The organism is Streptosporangium sp. NPDC023825 (genome assembly GCF_040639575.1).
Taxonomy (GTDB): domain Bacteria; phylum Actinomycetota; class Actinomycetes; order Streptosporangiales; family Streptosporangiaceae; genus Streptosporangium.
On the sequence record NZ_JBFAAE010000021.1, the window covers coordinates 41728 to 55834 of the forward strand.

Genomic DNA, 14107 nt, shown 5'->3' on the forward strand with positions numbered 1-14107 from the left:
CGGCGAGACGAAGCCGGAGCGCCGGGACCGGTTCAGGGAGTACCGCGATACCCGGCGGCGCGCAGCCGCGCGGCGATGCCGTCCAGGCCACAGGGATCGGCCCAGCGGGAGGCCGGGTCGATCTCCTCCATGCCGCCGATCACCCGCAGCCCCCTGCCGAGGAGCGCTCCCTGCGGATGGGTCGTGTAGATCGGCGTCCCGGCCGGGAGAGCTGCCCGGTCCTCGACCACGGGCCACTCCTTCCGGGTGTCCGGGTAGACGAACAGCAGGACCCTGGTGCCCTCGGGCACCCCCCTGCGGAAGTCGGCCACCGAGTGGACCGGGGTCTGGTTCCGCCATATCCCGCCCTGGAAGAACTTCACGTGGACCAGACCGGCGGATCGCCCCTTGAACCGCTCGGTCACTCTCACCGGCATCAGCACGTAGTGCGTACGGTCGCCGGGGAGCCCCTCCTCGACGATCGGTCCCGGTACGAAGTCCTCGACGGTTCCCCCGACGACCAGCGGCGTCTTCGCCGCGAGCTCCTCCGGGGAGTTGAGGGGGTCGTAGTCGAAGGCGATCTGCCGGAGCAGTTTGGGGTCCAGCCTCCTGGAGGGGGCCGGAGCACACCTGGACCCGGACTCCGCCTCCGCCCGCGTCTTCGTCGAGGCCGGCGCCGAAGCGGGGGTGGAGGCCGCCGGTGCGCCCGTGCTCCGCGCCACGGGTGCGGGCGCGCCGCAGGCGGTCAACGCGACGAGAGACGTGAGGACGATCAATCGCATGATCATGAGACGTCCGCGGGCCTCGTCCGGTTCAACCCTCCGGAGGCCGTCAGGTCGTGGAACCGGGCGGGAACCGGCCGAGGGGAGCGTGGACGGCCGTCGTGGAGACGGATGCGGGCGGGCCGGAACACCGGGGCGCCGGCGGTCCCGGCCGCGACGGCGTGTTCACGCCGCGTGCGACGGGAGCGGGACGCCGGTCAGCTTGGCACACGCGTCGAGGAGGCCGTCCTGCACCTCGGGCGACCGCGCGGCGGGGTGGGCGAAGCGCGTCTCCTGGTGATGGAAGTAGCCACCGGTCACCATGGCCTCGGGGTCCTGGCTCGTGGCCAGCCACACCTGCGTCACGGGGCCCAGGGAGAGGTCGTCGGGCGCGCCCGGACCCCCCATCTTCGTCGCGACCCAGCCGGGTTCGAGCGCGTTGGACAGCACGTCCGGCCATCGGCGGGCGACCGCGAACGCCAGGACGACGTCCAGCAGCTTGCTGTCCGCGTACGCCCGTGAACCGTCCCAGTTGCGGGTGCTCCACTGGAGGTCGTCCAGTTTGGGGTCCCCTCCGCGATGCATGCCGGAGCTGACGTAGACCAGCCGGTCGGGTGGGGTGATGAGCGCCGTGAGCAGGTACGGGGCGAGCACGTTGACCGCGAACACGTGGGACAGGCCGTCGGCGGTCTCGATCCTGCTCGGTTCCCGGTATCCGACGGCGGCGTTGTGGATGATCGCGTCGTACCGGCCCAGCTCGTTGGCCTGGGCCGCCACGGACCGCATCCCCTCGATGGTGATCAGGTCTCCGACGACGACGGTCTCCGCCTCCGGCAGCGCGTCGCGCGCGTCGCCGGCTCGGGTGTCGTTGCGGGCGTGCAGCGTGACGTCATGGCCGTCGTGAACCAGCAGCCGGGCGGCCATGAGCCCGAGGCCGTCGGTGGAGCCGGTGATCAGAATGCGCGCCATGAGAACGATCCCCTTTACGAGAACATGCTGGTCGTTAACTACCCAGGGGACGGGAGCACACGCCGCCGGACACGTATCGGCCCAGGTGGAACACCTCGGGCAGCCGCCTCAGACGCGCGAGACGGCCCCATCGGACAGGACCGGGGATACCTCAGACGCGCTGGACGGCCCCGTCGGACAGGGCCACGACGGTGACGCCGAAGTCGTGGATGGTCGCCGACAGCTCGTCGGGCGAGAGGCCGGGGGCCACGACGACGAGGGAGCCGCGCATCAGCGCCAGCCCGATCAGGGTCGTCATGGCCAGGCTGCACCGCAGGGGCCAGGTCACCAGCAGGACGTCGGACTTCCCCAGCTCGGCGCCCTCGTCGAGCACGTTCATCCGCACGATCAGGTCGTGGTGGGTGAGCACGCCCCCGTCGTCGACCAGGAGGGCGGGCTGCACCGCCGGGTCGAGGAAGGGCAGCGGGACGGGCTCCAGGAGCAGCAGGTCGGCGAAGTCGACGGTGTCACGGGCCTGGCCGAACGCGATCACCTGCCGGACCCGCGAGTCCTCCACGGCCCGCAACGACGCGTCGGCCAGGGGCGGGGTGGTGATGAGCAGCCGCGCGTCCCACTCGGCGAGCAGGTCGGCCATCTCCTCGCATCCGGAGGCGATCGGCGCCGCCACCCCTCCCGCCGCGATGACCGTGTGCACCGCCAGCGTCTGGGCCACAGCGCTGTCGACATGGATCCCGGCCACCTGGCGCCGCCGGGCACCCCGCCTCACCAGGCCCGACGCTCCCCGCGTCACCTCCGCGGCCAGCCGGCGGTAGCCGTACACCACCCCGGCGCCGAGGTCGATCAGGGCGGGCCGGTCACCTCGACCGTGCGCGTAGCCGAACACCGCTTCGGTGAGGGTGCAGCTGGTGGACGGAGAGGTGGGTCTCATTCCGCCGACGGTAGGGCCGCTCGATCCACGCGGGCATCCGCAGATGTATGTAGATGACTGTGTATTCGGCCCTCTCCTCCAGGACGGAACCCCGTCACCCCTCGGGTGGTGTCTGGTCTCCCCTCGGGTAGCGCCCTGTTCCCCCTCGGGTGATGCCTGGTCTCCCCCTGGGCGGCGCCCGGTCCGCGGGTCCCGACGCCGCGGCCGAAAAGGAGAAACCAGGAGAAGAGCCTGGAAAGGCGATGGGCGGGCCCGAGCCCTGCGCGACTCGAGCCCGCTGTCGCATGACCCATGGCCCAAGCCCCCACCCCTCCGAGGAGACCTCGGCCATCAAGCGGGGACACGCGACGTCCGCGACGTGCTCGACCGAGACGCCCGGGATGGTGTGGACCTACCGTCCCGGACCGGAACTGTGGCCGGCGCGGTGCGGAAGGCTGGACGTCATCGGTCGAACACCAGGAAAACGTACGGTGCGCGGCGGGTACGACACATGCTCCGGACTGCGTATCCCGGGATGTATCTTCACCCCCGCGAATGTGTAGTCCGGAGTATGTAGCACTCACCGGCGCCGGGTGGGGCGTGTGAGCAGCCGCGCCGGTCAGGAGCGGTTCTGCTCGATGACCCAGGTGGCGACCTGCGTCCGGGAGGAGAACCCGAGCTTGGCCAGGATGTTGGCGACGTGCCGGGCCGCGGTGGCGGGACTGATCACCAGTTCGTCGGCGATGGCCTTGTTGCTCATCCCCCTGGCGATCAGCTCGGCGATCTCCCATTCCCGGCAGGTGAGCGTGGTCATGGGGGCGACGACCGGATGCTTGCCGAGCAGCAGGGGCGTCTCGTAGGGCTCGTCGAACTGCAGCGCGTAGCGGACCGCCTGCTCCTGGGACATCTCCTGGCCGTGCGCCCACAGCTGCGCGACCAGCGCGTCGCCGAGACGCACCCGGGCGGGCTGGAGCAGCTCCTCCATCCGCGCCCCGAACCCGGGCGGCAGCACGGCGTCGCCCATCGCGCTCCTGATCGCGGCGGAGGCCCCGGCCAGGCGCACCGCCCGGCGGTCGTCCTCCTCGGCGAGCGCGAGCTGCGCGAGCGTCTCAATGCGGCGGGCCACGCCGAGCCGCTGGCCGGTCCCGATGCAGAGCCGCAGGCTCTCGATCAGCCTGCCCCGCGCGGTGGGGAGGTCTCCCTGGGCCAGCGCGATCCGGCCCAGCCCCGACAGGCAGGTGATGGCCTGCCAGTGGGCGGTGATGTCCTGGAGCATGTCGAGGGCGCGCTCGTAGTGGGCACGGGCCTCCGCCAGGTCGCCGCGGAGCCAGGCGACCTGGGCCAGGCCGATGAGGGCGACCGGCGCGGCCCAGTGGTTGTCGAGCTCGTGGGCGATGGCGAGCGCGGCCTCGAAGGACCGCTGTGACTCCTTCGCCCTGCCCTCGGACAGCGCGAACGTGCCCTCCATGGACCGGATGACCGTCTCGTGCCAGGGGTCGTCGACCGTGCGTACGGCCTCCAGCGCGTCGTCCAGCAGGGACCTGGCCCGCTCGGGGCGCCGCTGGTAGATGGCGACCCAGGCGAGGATGGCGAGCGCGCCGCTGAGCGGTCCGTACAGGCCGGCCTCGCGGCACAGGCCGACCGCGGCGGTGCAGGCGATCTGCGCGGTGTCGGGGTCGCCCTGCCCGAAGGCCACCTGCCCGCGCAGCGCGAGCGCGTCGCCGCGCACGGACGGCGTCAGGTCCTCGGGGGCGGCGTCGAGCAGGCGGTCGAGCCACTTGTCGGCCGGGGTGAACCTCCCCCCGGCGATGATCGGCCAGCGCAGCAGGACGAGGAGGCGCAGCGCGCTCTCGGGGTCGCCCGCGGACTCGACCGACCAGCGCACCGCCGCCCACACGTTGGTCTGGAGCTCGTCCAGCATGACGAGCATCGGGCAGATCTCGGTCCAGGCCGGGCGGGGGCGCCGGACGATCGTCCGGTGGATCCGGGCCGCGATCTCGATCATGTGGTCGCGGTGCAGCCGCCGGAACTCGGGCTCCTCGCCCGAGGCGTCGAGCTGCTCGGTGGCGTACTCGCGGATCGTCTCCAGCATGCGGTAGCGCGTCTCGCCCGCCACCTCGGCGTCGGCCAGGACCAGCGACTTGTCGACCAGGTCGCAGAGCACCCCCAGGACGTCCTCGGCCCACAGCGCGTTGCCCGCGCAGACCTGCTCGGCCATGTCGAGAGTCCACCCGCCGGTGAAGACCGCGAGCCGGCGCAGGAGGATCCGCTCGGGCTCGTTGAGCTGCTGGTAGCTCCAGTCGACGGTCGCCCTGAGCGTCTGCTGCCTGGCCGGGGCCGTCCTGTCGCCCGCCGACAGTAGCCGGAACCTGTCCCTGAGCCTGGCGTTGATCTGCTCCACGGTCAGCACCCTGCACAGGGCGGCGGCGAGCTCGATGGCGAGCGGCATCCCGTCGAGCGCCTCGCAGAGCCCGGCGATGTCGGCAGCGTTCTGCTCGGTGACGGAGAAGGCCCGCGAGGCGGCGGTGGCGCGGTCGGCGAAGAGGCGCACCGCCTCGCTGGTGCCGAGGAAGAGCCGCACCGCCTCGCTGGTGCCGAGGTCGTGGCCGTCGCTCCTGGGCAGGGTGAGCGGCGGCACCCGCCACACGGTCTCCCCCGCCACCCGGAGCGGCTCGCGGCTGGTCGTGAGCACGCGTACGTCGGGACAGACGGTGAGCACGGCGCGGCAGAACCTCGCGGACTCCTCGATGAGCGACTCGCAGTTGTCCATGACCAGCAGCAGCCGCCGGTCGCCGAGCGCGTCGATCAGGGTGTCGGCCAGCGCGCGGGACGGCTCGGGCTTGACCCCGAGCACGGCGGCCACCCGGGGCTCGATCTGGTCGCCGCGCACCGCGTCGGCCAGCTCGACCAGCCAGACCCCGCCGGGGAACTCCCCCGCCACCTGGCCGGCGACCCGGACCGCCAGCCTGCTCTTGCCGATGCCGCCCGCCCCGCAGAGCGTCACCACCCTGGCGACGCCCAGCAGGTCGGTGAGCTCTTCCACGTCGGCTTCACGCCCCACGAAGCCGTTGGGTTCGAGGGGGAGGTTGCCTCCGGTGAAGGAGGAGTGTGCGGTGTCCTGGGTCATCGGCTCTTAGAGAGGTCGCGGATAGAACCGTCACAGAAAGTGTGACATCAATTACCGAACCATGCCCAGCCTTAGACCTTTTCCGGCTTGTGGATTACCCTGTCCCGCCGTGACCGCCCGCGGCCATCCCGCGGTCGTCCGATGGCCATCGCCGGTGCGGCGACTCACACTGCTCCCATGACGAACTCCCCCGCCGACCCGGTCCCCGAGATCGGCGAGATCAGCGTCTCCGGCTGGTACGCCCACACCGACAAGATGACGAAGGTCGGCTTCCTGACCATCGCCCGCAGGCTTCCGGCGCTGGTGTCGCAGGCCGTCAGGCTGGCGTGGCTGGCCAGTCCCCGCGACACCGTCATCGCGATCTCCCTGAGCCTGTTGAGCGGGGTGTTCACCGCGTTCGGGCTGCTCGCCACGACCGGGGTGCTGTCGGCGCTGTTCGAGGCGGGGCCGACCCCCGACCGGGTGCGGGCCGCCCTGCCCAGCCTGATCCTGGTGGGGGTGGCCGCGACCCTGCGCACCCTCACGCAGGCGGGCGCGGGCTGGGCCCAGTCACGGCTGGAGCCCCAGGTGGGCCGGATCGCCGAGGAACGCCTGTACGGGCTGACCGGCCGGGTCGGCCTCGCGGCCTTCGACGACCCCGACTTCCACGACGCGCTCCAGCGGGCCAGGGCGCGCGGGGTCGGCGTCGCGGACGAGGTGGTGGGCACGGCCATCAACACGCTGACCGCGATCATCGGCATCGTCGCCGCGGCGGGCGTGCTGGGAGTGCTCCACCCGGTCCTGCTGCCGCTGCTGGTGCTGGCGGTGCTGCCCGACGCGTGGGCGGCGGTCCGCTCGGCGCGCATGCGCTACACGACGATGTACGCCCTGATCCCGGCCAGGCGCCGCAAGTGGATCATCGCGGAGCTGCTCGCGGACCGCGATCCGGCCGCGGAGGTGCGCTCGTTCACCATGCGCGGCTTCCTGATGCGGATGTACGACGCGGTGGCGACGGCCGAGCAGACGGTCATGCTCGGCCTGGCCAGGCGGCAGGTCCTCGCGCGGGTCGTCGGCGAGGCGCTGGGCGGCGTCGGCACGGCCGTCGTCTACGTCGCCCTGGGCGTGCTGCTGGCGGTGGGGGCGGTCCCCCTGGCGGTCGCGGGCACCGCCGTGCTGGCGATCCGTTCGGGCCAGACCTATCTGGCCAACCTGATGTACGCCACGAACCGCCTCTACGAGGAGGGCCTGTACTTCACCGACTTCCTCGACTTCTGCGCCGAGGCCGAGGGCAGGCTGCCCGCCGGACGCCCGGCGAAGGCACCGGAGAGCTTCGAGCGGATCACCGCCGAGGACGTCGTCTTCACCTATCCGGGCTCCGCCGGCCCGGCGCTCCAGGGGCTCACGGTGACCATCGGCAGGGGCGAGGTGATCGCCCTCGTCGGGGAGAACGGCTCGGGCAAGACCACGCTGGCCAAGATCCTGTCCGGGCTGTACGAACCGGACGGCGGCCGGGTCCGCTGGGACGACACGGACCTGGCGGACGTCGATCCCGACGAGTTGCGCGACCGCATCGCGGTCATCGCCCAGGACCACACGCGCTGGCCGCTGACCGCCCGCTACAACATCAGCATGGGCACCGACAAGGGGGAGCCCGCGCTCGTCGCGGCGGCCGAGGTCGCGGGCGCCGACCAGGTGGTGGCCGAGCTGCCGCACGGCTACAACACCCTGCTCGACCGGCGTTTCAAGGACGGCCAGGAGCTGTCCGGCGGCCAGTGGCAGCGGATCGCGGTGGCCCGCGGTTTCCACCGGGACGCCCCGCTGCTGATCTGCGACGAGCCCACCGCGGCCCTGGACGCCCGCGCCGAGCACGCCCTGTTCGAGCGCATCCGGCGGCACGCCGACGGGCGTACCGTGCTGCTGATCACCCACCGGCTGGCGAGCGTCCGCTACGCCGACCGGATCTACGTCCTCGACCACGGCAAGGTCGTCGAGCACGGCACCCACGACGAGCTCATGACCCTCGACGGCCTCTACGCCGACCTCTACAGCCTCCAGGCCAGGGCCTACTCGGCCTGACCCGCCGGGACGGCCTCGAAGGCCCCTGTCACCTCCGGGCCGGAACCTCCCCGGCCACCGTCACCTCCGTTGTCACCTCCGGGCCGGAACCTCCCCGGCCCGACCTCGTCTCCGGGCCGGGCCCTACTCGGTCTGACCGCCCAGGAACGCCTCGATGACGGCCCTGGCGATGGGGGCCGCCACCCGCCCGCCCGGCCCGCCGCCCTCGACCAGGACCCCTACGGCGATCCGGGGGGAGACCGCCGGGGCGAAGCCGGTGAAGATCGCGTGGTCCTCGCCCGAGACGGCGTTCTCCGCCGTGCCGGTCTTCCCTGCGACCTTCACACCCCGGACGGCCGCGGCGACGCCGGTCCCTCCCCTCCCGGTGACGGCGACCATCATCTCCGTGAGCCGTTCGGCCTCCTCGGCGCCGAGCGCGCGGCGGTACGGCGAGGGCTCGGTCACGTCGATCACCGTGCCGTCGGCGAGACGGACCTCGTCCACCAGGTGGGGGCGCATCAGCGAGCCGTCGTTGGCCACCGCCGCCGCGATCATCGCGATCATGAGCGGGGTGGCCCGGACGTCGAACTGGCCCAGCGCCGACATCGCGGTCTGCGCGTCGTCCAGCGCGGGGGGATAGACGCTCCTGGCCACCGGCATGGGCACCTGCAGGTCGTCGGTGTCGAACCCGAAGGCCTCGGCCTGCTCGCGCAGCGCGTCCTGGCCGAGGTCGACCCCCATCTTCGCGAAGGGGGTGTTGCACGAGAGCCGGAACGCCTGGAGCAGCGGGAGTGCGCCGCCGCCGCAGGCGGCGCCGCCGGCGTTGCGCAGGTAGGTGGCGGTGCCGGGGAGACGGAAGGACTTCGGGGCGCTGACGCGGGTGCCGGGGTCGTAGCGTCCCGAGCCGAGCGCCGCCGCGCCGGTGATGATCTTGAAGGTGGATCCCGGCGGGTAGTTCCGCTGGATCGCCCGGTTCAGCAGCGGGTCCTCGGGGTCGCCCTGCAGCCGCTTGTCCACCCGGTCGAGTTTGGCCGCGTCGAAGCTCGTGTAGAGGTTCGGGTCGTACGAGGGCAGGGAGACCATGGCCAGGATCGCGCCGGTGCGCGGATCGATCGCGACGACGGCGCCGGGCTTGCCGGTGGCGCGCAGCCCGTCGTAGGCGGCCCGCTGGGCGCCACGGTCCACGGTGAGCCTGAGCGTGGCGCCGCCGCGGGTGCCGTCGACCAGCCCGCGCACCTTCACCCGGGGGTCGCTCCCGGACAGCAGGGCCTCCTCGGCCTGCTCGACGCCACCGGTGCCGTGGAGCGAGAAGTGCCCGGTGATCGCCGCGTAGAGCGGCCCGCCGGGATAGACCCTGCGGTAACGGTACGTGGCGCTCCTGGCCTTGCGGCTGGTCGCGATGACCGTGCCGTCGCGGAGCAGGATCCTGCCCCGGGGGCTCTCGAAGCGCGCGATCATCGTCCGCTTGTTGCGCGGGTCCTCGTTGAGCCGCTCGGAGTCCAGCGCCTGGAGGTAGGTCACGTTGGCGAGAAGGGCGAACAGCATCCCCCCGCACATCAGCGCGACGTGGCGCAGCGGGATGTTGATCCGGCGCGCGCGCGGTGCGACCATGGCCCCTCCCCGGACACCCGACCTCGATACCGGTTTAACAGCCGGACCGAAAAGGGCACCCCGACCAGGGGCAAAGCCGTCGTACGGCTTCCGGACGGCCATAAGCCCCGGGGCTCACCTCCGGCACGAACCGCGTGCCCGTCCGGCCTACCGCCGACGCGGGCCGCGCGGTCTCCGGTCGCCCGCCGACGCGGGCCGTACGGTTCCCGGTTCCCCGCCGACGCGGGCCGTGGAGTTCCTAGTCGACCACCGAGTGGTAATACGCGATCTTGTTCCGGATCGCCACCTGCTTCTCGCGCAGGTTCTCGACCTGCTCCTGCACCCGCCGGTCGTGGGCTTCGAGCAGCGCGATGCGGTCGCGGACCGTGTGGTCACCCGCCCTGGTCATCTCGGCGAAGCGGAGCATCTCCGCGATCGGCATGCCGGTGTCGCGCAGGCAGCGGATCATACCGAGCCAGCCGACGTCCTCCTGGGTGAACCGGCGCTGCCCGGCCGCGTTGCGGCCGATCGACTCGAGCAACCCGATCCGCTCGTAGTAACGAAGCGTGTCGAGGCTGAAGCCGGTCTCCTCCACCACTTGTCCCGGTGTGTACACACTCACATCGGGCAGCATGTCACCTGGAGCCCACTCAAGGTCAAGTTCCGATGTTTCCCGGCGACCCACTTGCCCTGGAGTCCACTCCAGCATTCAGGGTGGCGTTCATGACACGCATCCCCCTCGCCCTGGGCACCATCCCCTTCGGCACCGTCCTCGACGACAGGGCCGGCTTCGCGATCCTCGACCGGTTCGCCGACGCCGGAGGCACCCTGCTGGACACCGCGAACAACTACCCGTTCTGGAACGAGGGCGCCACCGGCGACGAGAGCGAGCTGGCCATCGGCCGCTGGCTGGCCGCCCGGGGCAACCGCGACCGGATGGTGCTGAGCACCAAGTGCGGCGCGCGCCCGACCGTCCCCGGCGACCGGACGCTGGACTCCGCCGAGGGCCTGTCCGCCACGGCGATCGCCGCCGCCGCCGAGGGCAGCCTGCGGCGGCTGGGCACCGACCACGTCGACGTGTACTGGGCGCACATCGAGGACCGCTCCGTTCCCCTGGAGGAGACCCTGGGCGCCTTCGCCGAGCTGGCCCAGGCGGGCAAGGTCCGCGAGATCGGCGCGAGCAACGTCCCGGCCTGGCGCCTGGAGCGCGCCCGCGCCACCTCGCGGGCGAACGGCTGGCCGCTCTACACCAACGTCCAGCTCCGCCACACCTACCTGCGGCCCCGGCCCGGGGTACGGCTGCCGGAGGCGGGTCACGTCCTGGTCCAGGACGACATGCTCGACTACCTGCGCTCGGAGCCCGGCCTGACCCTGTGGGCGTACAACACGCTGATGTTCGGCGCCTACACGCGCGAGGACCGGCCGGTCCAGGACATCTATGATCACCCGGGCACCGAGCGCGGGCTGGCCGTGCTGCGGGAGATCGCGGGCGAGCTGGGCGCGACCGTCAACCAGGTGGTGCTGGCCTGGCTGATCGGCGGTGACGTGACGACGGTCCCGATCGTCGGTGTGAGCTCCCTGGCGCAGCTGGAGGAGGCGCTGGGCGCGCTGGACCTCAAGCTCGACGACGAGCACCGCGCCCGCCTGGACGCCGTCCGCTGACGGGACCCGCCGATGACGGCGTCCACCGACCGCGTCCGCTGACGGCGTCCGCTGACGGCGTCCACCGACCGCGTCCACCGACGGCGGCGGGTCCCGCCGGTCGGCCCCGCCGCCGGTGAGCACCGGCGGCGGGCGCCGTCATTCCTGCGGCAGGTGCGCCGACAGGTAGCGGCGGACCAGGTGCTTGCACTCGGCGATCAGCTCGGGGTCACCGTCGGGCAGGGAGCGGAAGGCGAGTTTGAGCACCGCGTCGGCGGCCTCGACCGCGACGAAGAGCACCCGGTCCAGCTCGGGGCCGAGCGGGGCGCCGAGCAGCTCGACGGTGATCGCGCGGAGCCGGTCGGCCACGATGGCGTTGTTCTCCAGGGCGGCGTCGAGCATGCGACGGGTCCCCATGAGGATGGGACCGCCGGGCGAGGCGAGCACCCCCCCGAAGTCGACGACCGCGAATCCCGGTGTGGACCGTTTCATCGCGACGAACTCGTCGATCGCGAGGTCGACCATCTCCGTCCACTCGGACAGCTGCACCTCGGCGAGCCTGGCCGTGATCCTGCCGAGGAACGCCTCCAGATTGCGTAGCGCCAGCGCGCGTACAAGCCCTTGTTTGTCGGGAAAGAACTGGTAGAAAGTGCCGATTGGAACCTCTGCGCGGCGCGCGACCTCCTTGGTGGTCAGTGCCTCGTAGCCGACCTCGTCCAGTAACCGCGCGCACTCGTCCAGCATGCGCTCCACCCGTTCCAGGCTGCGCCGCTGAGCGGGCCGGCGGCGAAGCGTTCCCCCGGAGACGTTCGTCATCTCCCCATCATCCCCTACGACAGACCCGGGGGATTAACATGAGCCAGACTCACGCACATTGGAGGCCGGGATGTTCCTCTGGGGCACGGCGACCGCGTCCTACCAGATCGAAGGCGCCGTCACCGAGGACGGACGGGGCACCTCGATCTGGGACACCTTCACCCGCGAGCCCGGCCGCGTCCGCGGCGGCGACACCGGCGACGTGGCCTGCGACCACTACCACCGCTGGCCGGAGGACCTCGCGCTGATGTCCGGCCTCGGGGCGAACTCCTACCGCTTCTCCATCGCCTGGCCGCGCGTCCAGCCCGAGGGGAGGGGCGCGATCAACCGGGCGGGCCTCGACTTCTACGACCGGCTGGCCGACGCGCTCCACGAGAAGGACATCGTCCCCGCCGCCACGCTCTTCCACTGGGACCTGCCCCAGCCCCTGGAGGACGAGGGCGGCTGGCTGAACCGCGACACCGCGTACCGTTTCGCCGAGTACGCCGCGGCCGTGGCCGACAGGCTCGCCGACCGGATCCCCCTGTGGATCACCCTGAACGAGCCCTTCATCCACATGGTCTTCGGCTACGCCCTGGGCACCCACGCCCCCGGAAGGACCCTGATCCTGGACGCGCTCCCGGCCGCCCACCACCAGCTGCTCGGGCACGGCCTGGCCGTGCGGGAGCTCAGGGCGCGCGGCGCGGAGAAGGTCCTGATCACCAACAACTGCACCCCGGTCTGGCCCGCCTCCTCCGACCCCGCCGACCTGGCCGCCGCCGACGCCTACGACGTCCTGCACAACCGCCTGTTCAACGATCCCGTGCTCCTGGGCGCCTATCCCGACCTGTCCGCGTACGGGGTGAGCCTCGACTGCGTGCGCGACGGCGACCTGGACCTGATCGGCACGCCCCTCGACGGCCTCGGCATCAACTACTACAACCCCACCCGGATCGCCGCGCCCACCGGCGAGGGCCTCCCTTTCGAGGACGCGGGCGTCACCGGCTACCCCACCACCGCCTTCGGCTGGCCCGTCGTCCCCGACGGCCTGCGCGAGCTGCTCTTGGGCCTCAGTGCCCGGTACGGCGACGCCCTCCCGCCGGTCTACGTCACCGAGAACGGCTGCTCCCAGCCCGACGAGCCCGGCCCCGGCGGCACGGTCGACGACCAGGACAGGATCGCCTTCCTCGACGGTCACATCGGGGCCGTCGAGCGCGCGCGGGCCGAGGGGGTGGACGTGCGCGGCTACTACGTCTGGTCCCTGCTGGACAACTTCGAGTGGGCCGAGGGCTTCAGCCAGCGCTTCGGGCTCGTGCACGTCGACTTCCCCACCGGGACGCGCACCCCGAAGGCCTCCTACCACTGGCTGCGCGACCGCATCTCGCGGGGCCTGCCCGGCACGCCCTCCCTGCCGTAGTTCGAAAGATGTACGACGGCTTCGGTGTCACGCAGGAGGTCACCCGGGTTCCGGCATCGCATGATCGGAGGTGAGAACCGGAACCCAACCGATCACCCCCCGTACCCGCTCCCATGGTCATGGCCGGAAGCGCCCGCGGATACGCGGGGCACGCGGGGCCACCGCGCCCCCGGCGTCACCGACGGAGAGCGAAGTTGACCATCGAACTGGTACTGACCCTGGGAGCGCTGGCGCTCGTCGACAGCACGAGCTTCGGGACCCTCGGCATTCCCCTCTACCTGCTGCTCGCCTCGGACCGGTCGCCGGCGGGCCGCCTGCTGGTCTACCTCGCCACGGTCGCCACCTTCTACTTCGGCGTCGGCGTCGCGCTGATGCTCGGGCTGGGGGCGGCCCTCGCCGCCTTCGAGGAGGCCCTGTACAGCCGCACCGCCTACTGGATCCAGCTGGCGATCGGCGTGGGGCTGTTCCTGCTCAGCTTCCGCTTCGACTCCAAGCGCCAGAGGGAGAAGGAGGGACCGAGCCGCTGGGAGCCCCGCCTCGGCGGGCCGGGGGCGATGATCCTCCTGGGGCTGACCGCCGCCCTGCTGGAGGTCGCGACGATGATCCCCTACCTCGGCGCGATCGGTTTCATGACCGGCGCGAACCTGCCCGCCGTCCAGTGGGTGCCGCTGCTCGCGGGCTACGTGCTCGTGATGATCCTGCCGCCGCTCGTGCTGTTCGGCGTCAAAACCGTCGCCGGAGGCCGGCTCGACCCGAAGCTGGAACGGCTGCGCGCCTGGATGCGCAGGCACTCGGCCTCCGCGCTCGGCTGGACCCTGGGCATCGTCGGTTTCTTCGTCGCCCGCGACGCGGCGTCGCGCCTGTTCGGGGGCTGATCCCGGTACCCC

Annotated in this window: 11 protein-coding genes; 4 read left to right on the forward strand and 7 right to left on the reverse strand. The window is 72.0% G+C overall.

Features of this window, described 5'->3' with window-relative positions; all coding sequences use genetic code 11:
- Nucleotides 1-32: 32 nt before the first annotated feature.
- The 4 genes from AB0G15_RS19855 to AB0G15_RS19870 all read right to left on the reverse strand — a co-directional run bounded on the left by AB0G15_RS19855 (nt 33) and on the right by AB0G15_RS19870 (nt 5743).
- Entirely contained in the window at nt 33-767 is a 735-nt protein-coding gene (locus AB0G15_RS19855) for a hypothetical protein (RefSeq protein WP_362841594.1), read from the reverse strand.
- Between the two features lie 159 nt (nt 768-926).
- A complete protein-coding gene (locus AB0G15_RS19860) occupies nt 927-1709 on the reverse strand; it encodes an SDR family NAD(P)-dependent oxidoreductase (protein WP_362841597.1) in 783 nt (260 codons plus the stop codon).
- A gap of 151 nt (nt 1710-1860) precedes the next feature.
- Nucleotides 1861-2637, reverse strand: a complete 777-nt coding sequence (locus tag AB0G15_RS19865) for an AMP-binding protein (RefSeq protein ID WP_362841600.1) — start codon at nt 2635-2637, stop codon at nt 1861-1863.
- Nucleotides 2638-3235: 598 nt separating this feature from the next.
- Nucleotides 3236-5743 carry a tetratricopeptide repeat protein gene (locus tag AB0G15_RS19870; RefSeq protein WP_362841604.1) on the reverse strand — a complete coding sequence of 836 codons (2508 nt, stop codon included), beginning with the start codon at nt 5741-5743 and terminating at the stop codon, nt 3236-3238.
- Nucleotides 5744-5920: 177 nt separating this feature from the next.
- Between AB0G15_RS19870 and AB0G15_RS19875 the strand changes: the two genes are divergently transcribed.
- Complete coding sequence (locus tag AB0G15_RS19875; RefSeq protein ID WP_362841607.1) at nt 5921-7798, forward strand: ABC transporter ATP-binding protein; 1878 nt, start codon at nt 5921-5923, stop codon at nt 7796-7798.
- A gap of 123 nt (nt 7799-7921) precedes the next feature.
- On the opposite strand, the gene AB0G15_RS19880 is transcribed toward AB0G15_RS19875, so the two are convergent.
- Both AB0G15_RS19880 and AB0G15_RS19885 read right to left on the reverse strand, forming a co-directional pair.
- Nucleotides 7922-9388 carry a penicillin-binding protein 2 gene (locus AB0G15_RS19880; protein WP_362841610.1) on the reverse strand — a complete coding sequence of 489 codons (1467 nt, stop codon included), beginning with the start codon at nt 9386-9388 and terminating at the stop codon, nt 7922-7924.
- 238 nt (nt 9389-9626) lie between these two features.
- A complete protein-coding gene (locus AB0G15_RS19885; RefSeq protein WP_362693424.1) occupies nt 9627-9989 on the reverse strand; it encodes a MerR family transcriptional regulator in 363 nt (120 codons plus the stop codon).
- Nucleotides 9990-10090: 101 nt separating this feature from the next.
- Here AB0G15_RS19885 and AB0G15_RS19890 point away from each other — a divergent pair, with 101 nt between their 5' ends.
- A complete protein-coding gene (locus tag AB0G15_RS19890) occupies nt 10091-11029 on the forward strand; it encodes an aldo/keto reductase (protein WP_362841613.1) in 939 nt (312 codons plus the stop codon).
- Between the two features lie 138 nt (nt 11030-11167).
- Here AB0G15_RS19890 and AB0G15_RS19895 read toward each other — a convergent pair whose 3' ends face one another.
- Complete coding sequence (locus AB0G15_RS19895) at nt 11168-11824, reverse strand: TetR/AcrR family transcriptional regulator (RefSeq protein WP_362693429.1); 657 nt, start codon at nt 11822-11824, stop codon at nt 11168-11170.
- Between the two features lie 70 nt (nt 11825-11894).
- On the opposite strand from AB0G15_RS19895, the gene AB0G15_RS19900 reads away from it, so the two are divergent.
- The gene (locus tag AB0G15_RS19900) at nt 11895-13220 is read left to right on the forward strand and encodes a GH1 family beta-glucosidase (RefSeq protein ID WP_362841616.1); all 1326 of its coding nucleotides are present in this window, start codon (nt 11895-11897) and stop codon (nt 13218-13220) included.
- A 194-nt stretch (nt 13221-13414) separates the two neighbouring features.
- A complete protein-coding gene (locus tag AB0G15_RS19905) occupies nt 13415-14095 on the forward strand; it encodes a GAP family protein (RefSeq protein WP_362841618.1) in 681 nt (226 codons plus the stop codon).
- Nucleotides 14096-14107: the final 12 nt, after the last annotated feature.

Excerpts from the sequence above, each read along its gene's own strand:
- AB0G15_RS19855 (WP_362841594.1), bottom strand. The coding sequence starts at position 767 with ATGATCATGCGATTGATCGTCCTCACGTCTCTCGTCGCGTTGACCGCC.
- AB0G15_RS19860 (WP_362841597.1), bottom strand. The coding sequence starts at position 1,709 with ATGGCGCGCATTCTGATCACCGGCTCCACCGACGGCCTCGGGCTCATG.
- AB0G15_RS19865 (WP_362841600.1), bottom strand. The coding sequence starts at position 2,637 with ATGAGACCCACCTCTCCGTCCACCAGCTGCACCCTCACCGAAGCGGTG.
- AB0G15_RS19870 (WP_362841604.1), bottom strand. The coding sequence starts at position 5,743 with ATGACCCAGGACACCGCACACTCCTCCTTCACCGGAGGCAACCTCCCC.
- AB0G15_RS19875 (WP_362841607.1), top strand. The coding sequence starts at position 5,921 with ATGACGAACTCCCCCGCCGACCCGGTCCCCGAGATCGGCGAGATCAGC.
- AB0G15_RS19880 (WP_362841610.1), bottom strand. The coding sequence starts at position 9,388 with ATGGTCGCACCGCGCGCGCGCCGGATCAACATCCCGCTGCGCCACGTC.
- AB0G15_RS19890 (WP_362841613.1), top strand. The coding sequence starts at position 10,091 with ATGACACGCATCCCCCTCGCCCTGGGCACCATCCCCTTCGGCACCGTC.
- AB0G15_RS19895 (WP_362693429.1), bottom strand. The coding sequence starts at position 11,824 with ATGACGAACGTCTCCGGGGGAACGCTTCGCCGCCGGCCCGCTCAGCGG.
- AB0G15_RS19900 (WP_362841616.1), top strand. The coding sequence starts at position 11,895 with ATGTTCCTCTGGGGCACGGCGACCGCGTCCTACCAGATCGAAGGCGCC.